Source organism: Candidatus Dormiibacterota bacterium (assembly GCA_036495095.1).
In the GTDB taxonomy this organism is placed as follows: Bacteria; Chloroflexota; Dormibacteria; order Aeolococcales; family Aeolococcaceae; genus CF-96.
The window spans coordinates 69,275-77,680 of sequence record DASXNK010000031.1; the positions used below are offsets into that span (position 1 = coordinate 69,275).

The following is an 8,406-nucleotide window of genomic DNA, read 5'->3' on the forward strand; positions in this document are numbered from 1 at the left end:
GTAGTCTGGGGGCGTGTCGACCACGCTGCCAGCCCCTCCCGGGGGCGACCCCCCCTCCATGCCGTCCATCCCCACCAGCGTCGACGAGGTGGTGTCGCGGCTCGCCGAGCAGGCGTATCTCTGCGACCGCCGGCTGGCGACCGCAATCCTGGTGGCGCTCCGCCTCCGCAAGCCGCTCTTCCTCGAGGGCGAGGCGGGGGTGGGCAAGACCGAGCTGGCCCGGGCGATGGCCCGGCTGCTCGGCGCCCGGCTGATCCGGCTGCAGTGCTACGAGGGCATCGACCTCGCCCACGCCGCCTACGAGTGGAACTACGCGCGCCAGCTGCTCCACATCCGGCTGCTCGACTCCGCCGCTTCGGAGGACGGCCGCGCCACCGCCGAGCGCGACCTCTTCAGCGACGAGTACCTGCTCCGCCGCCCCCTCCTCGACGCCATCGACAACACCGACAGCGTGCCGCCGGTGCTGCTCATCGACGAGATCGACCGCTCCGACGAGGAGTTCGAGGCCTTCCTGCTCGAGCTGCTCGCCGATTTCGCGATCAGCATTCCCGAGCTGGGCACGGTGCGCGCGGAGCGGCCTCCCCTGGTGGTGCTCACCGGCAACCGCACCCGCGAGGTCCACGACGCGCTGAAGCGGCGCTGCCTCTACCACTGGATCGACTACCCCGAGCTGGAGCGCGAGGTGGCCATCGTCCGGGCACGCGCGCCCGAGGTCTCCGAGCGGCTCGCCCGCCGGGTGGCGGGGCTGGTGCAGGGGATGCGCGGCATGGACCTGTACAAGCTCCCCGGGGTCGCCGAGACCGTCGACTGGGCGCGTTCGCTGGCGGCCATCGGCTCCGACGGGTCCGACGCCGAGGCGGTGGAGTCGACGATGGGCGCGGCGGTGAAGTACCAGGAGGACCTGGAGACGGTGCGCCAGGCCATCCCCGACCTGATGCGTGATCGCTCCGCCTGACCCGGAGCGCCGGGGCGACCTGGTGGTGCGGCTGGCCGGCTTCGGCGAGCTGCTCCGCGACGCCGGCCTGCGGGTCGGGCCCGACCGCACCATCGACGGCGTGGCCGCGCTCGGCGTGGTCGACGTCGGCGACCTCGACCAGATGCGCGACGCGCTGCGGGCCGTGTACGTCTGCCGGCGCGAGGAGATCAACGTCTTCGACGCCGCCTTCGACCTCTTCTGGGCGCGCCCGGAGACCTCGATCGGGGCGGGGGCGATCCCGATGCGCAGCCGTCCCCTGCCGATCGATCCCGAGAAGGCGCGCGCCTGGCTGGCGCGGCTGGGGCTGCCCGAGTCGCAGATCCCCCGCGAGCAGGAGACCACCCCGCGGGTGGCGAGCAGCTCCGGGTACAGCGCCGAGGAGCTGCTCCGCTCCCGCGACTTCGGCGACCTGACCTGGGAGGAGACCCAGCAGGTGCGCCGGCTGCTGCGGCAGGCGCCCTGGCGGCTGGCGGAGCGGCGCACCCGGCGCTGGCAGCCGGGTCGCCGGGGACCGGTCGAGATGCGCCGCACCCTGCGCCGCGCCGCCCGCAGCGGCGGCGACGCGGTCGCCCTGGAGCGGGCCCGCCGGCGGATCCGGCGCCGGCCGCTGGTCATCCTCTGCGACGTCAGCGGCTCGATGGAGCGCTACTCCCGGGCCCTGCTCATCTTCGCCCACGCCATCGCCCGCCGGGAGCGCGTCGACACCTTCGTGTTCTCCACCCGGCTGAGCCGCATCACCCACCTGCTTCGCCGCCGCGACATCGACGACGCCCTCACCGACACCGCCGAGCAGGTGCACGACATCGGCGGCGGCACCCGCATCGGCGAGTCGCTGCGCAGCTTCAACCGGCGCTACGCCCGCCGGGTGCTGGGCCACGGTGCGGTGGTGCTGATCATCAGCGACGGCTGGGACCGCGGCGACGTCGCCGTCCTCGGCAAGGAGATGGCACGGCTGTCGCGCAGCTGCCACCGGCTGATCTGGCTCAACCCGCTGCTCGGCTCCGATGTCTACGCGCCCGAGGCTCGCGGGATGGTCGCGGCGCTGCCCCACTGCGACGACTTCCTCGCCGCCCACAACGTCGACGCCCTCGACGAGCTGGGCCGCCGCCTCGCCGACCTGCCCCGGCGCCGCCTGAAGCGCTGACCGTCAGGGGCGGGCGCGCATCCTCAGCAGCACCGCCACCACCAGGGCGGCGGCGGCCGCGCCCCCCGCCGAGGCCAGCGCCAGGGGCCGGTCGCGGGCGATCGAGAGGGCCCGGTCGACCGGGCCGGGCGGGGGCTCGTCGGGCAGGGTGGAGAGGATCGTCGTGGGCAGCGACAGCGGCGGCTCGGTGAGGCGGGCGCCGATGCAGGCGGCCATCTGCCCGAGCAGGCTGCGCGAGACCTCCTCGACCATGCCGTGGCCGAACAGGGCCGCCCTGCCGACCACGGTGAGGTCGGTGACCATCGTCACCTCGGCGCCCCCGTCACGCTCGCCGACGGTCACGGTGATCACCGCCCGGGCGGAGCCCGCGCCGCCGGCCTCACGCCCCTCGGCCTCGAGGACGGCGGTGCGGGCGGGGTCGTCGCGGGAGACCACGTGGCCGGTGCCCTGGTAGGCGACGCTGACCGCGCCCACCCGTACCCGCACCCGCCCGTGGAAGGTGTCGGCGTCGACGATCTGGGACAGCTCGGCGCCGGGCACGCAGCCGAGCACGCTGTTCACGTCGAGCAGGAAGTCGAACACGCGGTCGGCGGGGGCGTCGACGGCGAAGGTGTTCTGGATGTGCACTCTGGCTCCCCTAGGCTGCGGGTTCCGCCTGCATTGTGCTCGACCGCCGCCGCCGCCGCCGCGCATCATTGGGGGGATGCGGACCGCAGGAGTGGTGCTCGCCGCCGGGGCGTCGCGACGGATGGGACGTCCGAAGCAGCTGCTGCCGCTGGGCGGGACCACGCTGCTGGGGACCGTGCTCGCCGCCGCCCGAGGCGCCCGCCTCGACGAGGTCGTCCTCGTGCTCGGCGCCGAGGCGGGGAGCATCGGCGCCGCCCTCGACACCCGGGGGGTGCGGGTGGTGATCGCCGCCGATCACGCCGAGGGCATGGGCGCATCGCTGCGCACCGGGGTGGCCGCGCTCGGCCCCGAGGTCGAGCGGGTCGCCATCCTCCTCGGCGACCAGCCCCGGGTCGGCCCGGCGCTGGTCGACGCGGTGCTCGAGCACCACCGGCGCAGCGGTCTGCCCGCGGCGGCGGTCAGCTCCGGGGGCGTGCTCCAGCCGCCGGTGGTCGCCGACCGGCGGCTCTGGCCGCAGCTGCTCGGCGCCCGCGGCGACAGCGGGCTGCGTGCGCTGCTGCGCGCCGCTCCGGGCATGGTCGCTACCCTGTCCGTCGACGGCGCGGCGATCGACGTCGACACCCCCGACGACTACCGGCGCCTGATCGGCGAGCCGGTCTCCGAGGTTCGATAGAGACATGCGCGAGCTGCTGACGACCCTGGACGAGTGGGCCGCCGCCGACCCCGAGGTGGCGATCGCGACGGTGGTGCGGACCACCGGCTCGACCCCCCGGCCGGTGGGGGCGCGGATGGCGGTGAGCCGCGACGGCCGCATGGCCGGCTCGGTGAGCGGTGGCTGCCTCGAGGGTGCGGTTGTGGAGGAGGCGCTCGCGACCCTGGAGGGACGAGCCCGGCCCCGGGTGCTCCACTACGGCATCAGCGACGAGCTCGGCTGGGAGGTGGGGCTCGCCTGCGGCGGCAGCGTCGACGTCCTCCTCCACACCCTGCGGTGGGACGCCGCCGACCCGGCGCAGGCGGCGCTGCGCGCCGCGCTGGAGGCCAGGCGGGCGGCGGCGGTGCTCACCGTCCTCGAGGGCGACCACGCGGGGAGCACCGCGGTGGTCGGCGAGGAGGGGGGGCTCGCCGGCAGCCTCGGCACCGCCGCCCTCGACGCCGCCGCCGCCGGCGCCGCCGCGGGCCGGCTGGACAGCGGGCAGCCGGGCGTCGAGGAGGTCGACGGCGTGCCGGTGTACGTCGAGCCCCACGTCCCCGCCCCGGTGCTCGCGGTGGTCGGCGCCGTCCACATCGGCATCGCCCTGGTGGGGCTCGCCACGGCGCTCGGGTACCGGGTCGTGGTCATCGACCCACGCACCGCGTTCCTCACCGAGGAGCGGCTGGGGGAGGCGGACGAGCTGATCGCGCGCTGGCCCGACGACGCCCTCCCCGGGCTGGGCCTCGGCCCCCGCGACGCCGCCGTCTGCCTCAGCCACGACGCCAAGTTCGACGAGCCCACCCTCGACTGCCTGCTGCGCAGCCCGGTCGGCTACATCGGCGCCATCGGCAGCCGCACCACCCACGGCAAGCGGGTGGCGCGGCTGCGCGAGTCGGGGTTCACCGACGCCGACATCGCCCGGGTGCACAGCCCGGTGGGGCTCGACATCGGCGCCCGCACCCCGGAGGAGATCGCGCTCGCCATCCTCGCCGAGGTGGTCGCGGTGCGCCGTGGCCGGCGCGGCGGCTCGCTCGCGGCCGTCACCCCGGCGGCGGCGGCGGGAGGCCGCTGATGCGTCTCGAGCTGCTCAGCACCGCCGAGGTGGCCCAGGCCCCCTCGCGCTGGGTGGGCGCCATCCTCTGCCGCGACGTGCTCGGCAGCGACGGCCGGCCGGTGCGGCTGAAGGGGCACCGGCTGGAGCGCGCCGATGCCCTCGCCCTCGAGGCCTCCGGCGAGGACGAGCTGCACCTCCTCTGGCTCGACCCCGGCGACGTCGACGAGGACACCGCCGCGGTGCGCCTCGCCGTCGCCGTCGCCGGCGAGGGGGTGCGCGCCGGCCGCCCGGTGGAGTCGCAGGTGCGACTCTCCGCCGAGCACCGCGGCCTGCTCCGGGTCGACGCGGCGGCGCTGGACGCGATGAACGCCATCGTCGACGTCACCGTGTTCGCCCTCCCCGACGGCATCCCCATCGACGCCGGCCGCGCCGTCGCCGGAGTGAAGATCACCCCGCTCGGGGTCGCCGAGGGGGTGCTCGCCGGCGCCGAGCGGCAGGCCGCCGCGGGGGTGCACGCCGGGCGGGTGATGACGGTGCGCCGCTTCCTCCCCCTCACCGTGGCCGCGGTGGTGCGCGAGCGGCTCGACGCCACCTCGAGGGCGCGCTTCGAGACCTCGCTGCGGGCCAAGGTGGCCTGGTTCGGCGGCCGCGCCGGTGAGGTCGTCTACGCGGCCGGCGACCGCGCCGCCACCCGCGACGCCCTCCTCGGGGCGGTCCAGGGCGCCGACATCGTGCTCGCCGTGGGAGTGGCCTCCACCGACCCGCTCGACGTCACCTGGCAGGCGGCGCTCGACGCCGGGGCGGTGGAGGTGCGGCGCGGCCTGCCGGTGCACCCCGGCAGCAGCTACTGGATCGCCACCCTCGAGGGACGGCCGGTGATCGGCGTCGCCTCCTGCGGGATGTTCAGCCGCCGCACCGCCCTCGACCTGCTGCTCACCCGCCTCTTCGCCGGCGAGGAGCTCGACCCCGGGTACCTCGCCGGGCTCGGCCACGGCGGCCTGCTGGCGCCGCAGATGTCGTGGCGGTTCCCCAGCTACTCGGAGACCTCCGCGGCGGAGGAGTAGGGCCTGCGGCTCTCTAGCCGGCCCGCTGGAGGACCACTGCGCCGAGGCCGGTGAGGAGCACCATCAGCGCAGCCAGGGCGAGCAGCGCGGCGCTGCTGCGCACGGTGGCCAGCCACCGCTTCCGTGTCGTTGTCGCGCTCATGCCGTCCACCTCCGCCGTCGATGGGAATGCGGGTCATTCTGGGGGGCGGTCCCCGGGTCGCAGAAGCCCCCGGCCACGGACAGTTCACACCCGGCGTGGTGAGGCCGGCCTCACCCCGCGGTGACACCACACGGGAGGTGTGACGGGTGGGTAGGATCGATCCATGAAAGGCGACCGGGTCGAGGTGGTGATCGACACCGGCGACGGGGTGCGGACGTACGAGATCGACGCCACCCGCGCCGGCCGGAAGGTCGAGGTGAGCACGGTCCGCGGCGTCGTCGAGGTCGCCGAGGTCACCCGCACCGGGAAGCCGGTCCGGACCGGGCGGTTCATGCAGACCCGGGTGGTCGCGCTCGTCGAGCATCCTGCCTCGGACGGGGCCCCCGAGGAGGCGGCCGTGGCGCCCCGGCGGCGCCGCAGGCAGGGCGAGAGCATCGCCCAGGAGCGGCTCCTCTAGGGTCGGCCGGGCTTGGCGCGTAGGTGCGACTGGCTCAGGTGGCGCGTCTGGCGTATCCTGCCCTCTGACCGGGAGGACGAGGATGGGGCCAGAGAGGGCGGTGGGACCGGTGCCGATCACCGACGGGATGGTGGGCGGAGCGCTCGACGTGGTGCTCGTGGGGCCGACGATGTACACGGGCCCCACGTCGTTCATCGACGTCACCCGGCTGCTGCGGACGGTCTCGGACGATGGGCTGACCGGGTATGTGCGCGTCCACGGCCCCGACTACGGCGCCCTGGTGCTGCTCGTCGCCGGCCGGATCGTGGCCGCCCGGTACGACGACGACCCGCTGGGGGCGGTCAGCGATCTCCGGGGGGCGCTGCGCTGCCTGGACCGGCGCTCCTCGTTCGGCGATGGGCGGGTGACGGTGGTGGGGCTGGAGTCGGATCGTGCCGAGGCGGCCACCGAGATGCTGGCGGGGTCGACGTTGGTGAGCGGGCTGCTGGGGCGGTTCGCCGACCTGGACGGGCTGATCGACTATCTCGGGGAGATCGCCGCCGACGCGACGCTGGTGGTGCATTGTGCTGCGGGGACCGCGGTGGTGCTGTTCACCGGGGGGCGGGTGCGGTGCACGTTCCTCGGGGGGCGGGCGGTGCTGGGCCGGGTGCCCATCGCGGTGCGGGCGCTGGCGAGGGACGCCTCGGCTCGGATCGAGGTGGCGGTGGATGAGCATTGGGTGCCGGGGCGGCCGCCGGCGAAGGTGCCCCGGTTGGTGTTGCAGGGGCGGGGGGCTTCGCGGCGGCGCACTTCTCGTAGCGCTGCGGGTGGGGGGGCGGCCTAGGTGTAAGCCCCCGGGACGTTGGTGACACGGAAGGAGCCCACTTCAAGCAAGGTGAGAGTGCTACCGACCCACCTGCCGAAGGGGCTCCCGGATGCATTCTCACGCGAACGCCCACCTGACCCCACGGGGTCGAGCCAAGGTCTTCAAGGCGGTGGAGGCGGGGATGACCGTCTCCGCCGCCTGCCTGGCCTTCCAGGTATCGCGCCGCTGGTATTACCGGTGGCTGCCGCGATGGCGGGCTGACGGCCGGCACGGCCTGGTCGACCGCAGCAGCCGTCCTCGGCGGTCGCCGCAGGTGCTCTCGCGCGGGCAGGAGGAGCAGGTGGTGCTCATGCGCCGAGCTCTCGGCTGGGGGCCCGATCGGATCGCCGCCCTGAGCGGCATCGCGCGCACCACGGTCTGGCGAGTGATCGTGCGGCGCGGCTTGGTGGCGGCCAAGCCGGTGCGGCCAGAGGTGGTCCGCTACGAGTACGCCCAGGCCGGGGACATGGTCCACATCGACACCAAGAAGCTCGGCAGGATCGTTGGTGGCCCGGGACACCGCGCCCACGGCGACCGACGGACACGCTCCCGTGGCGTGGGCTGGGAGGTTCTCCACGTGGCGGTCGACGACGCCACGCGCCTGGTCTACTGCGAGGTCCTGGAGGACGAGCGCGGGCGCACGGCTGCCCTCTTCCTCGTCCGCGCGGTGCGCTGGTTCCGCGAGCGAGGCATCACCGTCGACAGGCTGCTCACCGACAACGGCTCCCCCTACCGGTCCAAGGCGTGGCGACGAGTGTGCCGAGCGGCCGGGCTGCGCCACCGCTTCACCCGCCCATACCGCCCACAAACCAACGGCAAGGCCGAGCGCTGGATCCGCTCCGCGCTCTCTGAGTGCCTCTACCTCGAGGTCTTCAGCACCGGCGCCGAGCGCCAGGCGCGGCTGCAGGGCTGGGTCGACTGGTACAACCAGCACCGGCCTCACCGAGCCCTCGGTGGGCTCCCTCCAGCTCGGCGCCTGGGTCAGCTCAGGGCCGCGTGAGTGTCACCAACCTCGCGGAAGACTTCACCTAGGGGTCTCCGCCCTTGCTCGGCGCGGATTTCGGGCGGTTTGGGTTTGGCGTTGCGCTGCGCGTATTTGGGTCTGGCCAGGGGGGAGGGGAATACGGCGGCTTTGCGTTTGCAGTGCTGGCGGTTTGCGCGGGGCGGGCGTTTGCTTGCCATACGAACGTCTGTTTGCTATCATTGCTTTGTGATGAGCGCAATGCCCGACAGTCACTCCGAGCCTTCCAGCCTGGCGCCCGAGTGTGAGATGCACGATCTCTCGGTGCGGATGCATGCCGATTCGGCGCGGATGGCGGAACTGGTCTGTGCATTCGCGGACGGCGGGGAGTGGCGCCGGGCGGGAGTGCGCAGCTGCGCCGACTGGGTGATGGCGAACCTGGGGTT

At 74.4% G+C, this 8,406-nt stretch carries 11 protein-coding genes; 9 read left to right on the forward strand and 2 right to left on the reverse strand.

Annotated elements, in window-relative coordinates; genetic code table 11:
- Positions 1-58 precede the first annotated feature (58 nt).
- Together VGL20_03755 and VGL20_03760 are read left to right on the forward strand one after the other, a co-directional pair.
- The gene (locus VGL20_03755; protein ID HEY2702785.1) at positions 59-955 is read left to right on the forward strand and encodes a MoxR family ATPase; all 897 of its coding nucleotides are present in this window, start codon (positions 59-61) and stop codon (positions 953-955) included.
- Positions 939-2,120, forward strand: coding sequence for a VWA domain-containing protein (locus VGL20_03760; protein ID HEY2702786.1), 1,182 nt, complete (start codon positions 939-941; stop codon positions 2,118-2,120). The genes VGL20_03755 and VGL20_03760 overlap by 17 nt, the downstream gene beginning before the upstream one ends.
- Positions 2,121-2,123: 3 nt before the next feature.
- Here VGL20_03760 and VGL20_03765 read toward each other — a convergent pair whose 3' ends face one another.
- The gene (locus VGL20_03765) at positions 2,124-2,747 is read right to left on the reverse strand and encodes an SRPBCC family protein (GenBank protein ID HEY2702787.1); all 624 of its coding nucleotides are present in this window, start codon (positions 2,745-2,747) and stop codon (positions 2,124-2,126) included.
- Between the two features lie 76 nt (positions 2,748-2,823).
- On the opposite strand from VGL20_03765, the gene VGL20_03770 reads away from it, so the two are divergent.
- The 3 genes from VGL20_03770 to VGL20_03780 are packed head-to-tail and all read left to right on the forward strand — an operon-like array spanning position 2,824 to position 5,556.
- Positions 2,824-3,420, forward strand: a complete 597-nt coding sequence (locus VGL20_03770; GenBank protein ID HEY2702788.1) for a nucleotidyltransferase family protein — start codon at positions 2,824-2,826, stop codon at positions 3,418-3,420.
- Between the two features lie 4 nt (positions 3,421-3,424).
- Positions 3,425-4,510, forward strand: a complete 1,086-nt coding sequence (locus VGL20_03775; GenBank protein ID HEY2702789.1) for an XdhC/CoxI family protein — start codon at positions 3,425-3,427, stop codon at positions 4,508-4,510.
- On the forward strand, positions 4,510-5,556 hold the full coding sequence (locus VGL20_03780) for a hypothetical protein (GenBank protein HEY2702790.1): 1,047 nt from the start codon (positions 4,510-4,512) through the stop codon (positions 5,554-5,556). The genes VGL20_03775 and VGL20_03780 overlap by 1 nt, the downstream gene beginning before the upstream one ends.
- Positions 5,557-5,569: 13 nt before the next feature.
- On the opposite strand, the gene VGL20_03785 is transcribed toward VGL20_03780, so the two are convergent.
- A complete protein-coding gene (locus VGL20_03785; protein HEY2702791.1) occupies positions 5,570-5,698 on the reverse strand; it encodes a hypothetical protein in 129 nt (42 codons plus the stop codon).
- 163 nt (positions 5,699-5,861) lie between these two features.
- Between VGL20_03785 and VGL20_03790 the strand changes: the two genes are divergently transcribed.
- The 4 genes from VGL20_03790 to VGL20_03805 form a co-directional block, all read left to right on the forward strand.
- Positions 5,862-6,155 (forward strand): hypothetical protein, encoded by a 294-nt coding sequence (locus tag VGL20_03790; GenBank protein HEY2702792.1) that lies wholly within the window; start codon positions 5,862-5,864, stop codon positions 6,153-6,155.
- 82 nt (positions 6,156-6,237) lie between these two features.
- Complete coding sequence (locus VGL20_03795) at positions 6,238-6,978, forward strand: hypothetical protein (protein HEY2702793.1); 741 nt, start codon at positions 6,238-6,240, stop codon at positions 6,976-6,978.
- A 91-nt stretch (positions 6,979-7,069) separates the two neighbouring features.
- Positions 7,070-7,999 (forward strand): IS481 family transposase, encoded by a 930-nt coding sequence (locus tag VGL20_03800; protein ID HEY2702794.1) that lies wholly within the window; start codon positions 7,070-7,072, stop codon positions 7,997-7,999.
- A gap of 213 nt (positions 8,000-8,212) precedes the next feature.
- Positions 8,213-8,406 (forward strand): hypothetical protein (locus VGL20_03805; protein HEY2702795.1); only part of this gene is annotated, 194 nt, incomplete at its 3' end.

Coding starts and splice junctions, on each gene's coding strand:
- VGL20_03755 (HEY2702785.1), top strand. CDS start 59: ATGCCGTCCATCCCCACCAGCGTCGACGAGGTGGTGTCGCGGCTCGCC.
- VGL20_03770 (HEY2702788.1), top strand. CDS start 2,824: ATGCGGACCGCAGGAGTGGTGCTCGCCGCCGGGGCGTCGCGACGGATG.
- VGL20_03775 (HEY2702789.1), top strand. CDS start 3,425: ATGCGCGAGCTGCTGACGACCCTGGACGAGTGGGCCGCCGCCGACCCC.
- VGL20_03780 (HEY2702790.1), top strand. CDS start 4,510: ATGCGTCTCGAGCTGCTCAGCACCGCCGAGGTGGCCCAGGCCCCCTCG.
- VGL20_03785 (HEY2702791.1), bottom strand. CDS start 5,698: ATGAGCGCGACAACGACACGGAAGCGGTGGCTGGCCACCGTGCGCAGC.
- VGL20_03790 (HEY2702792.1), top strand. CDS start 5,862: ATGAAAGGCGACCGGGTCGAGGTGGTGATCGACACCGGCGACGGGGTG.
- VGL20_03795 (HEY2702793.1), top strand. CDS start 6,238: ATGGGGCCAGAGAGGGCGGTGGGACCGGTGCCGATCACCGACGGGATG.
- VGL20_03800 (HEY2702794.1), top strand. CDS start 7,070: ATGCATTCTCACGCGAACGCCCACCTGACCCCACGGGGTCGAGCCAAG.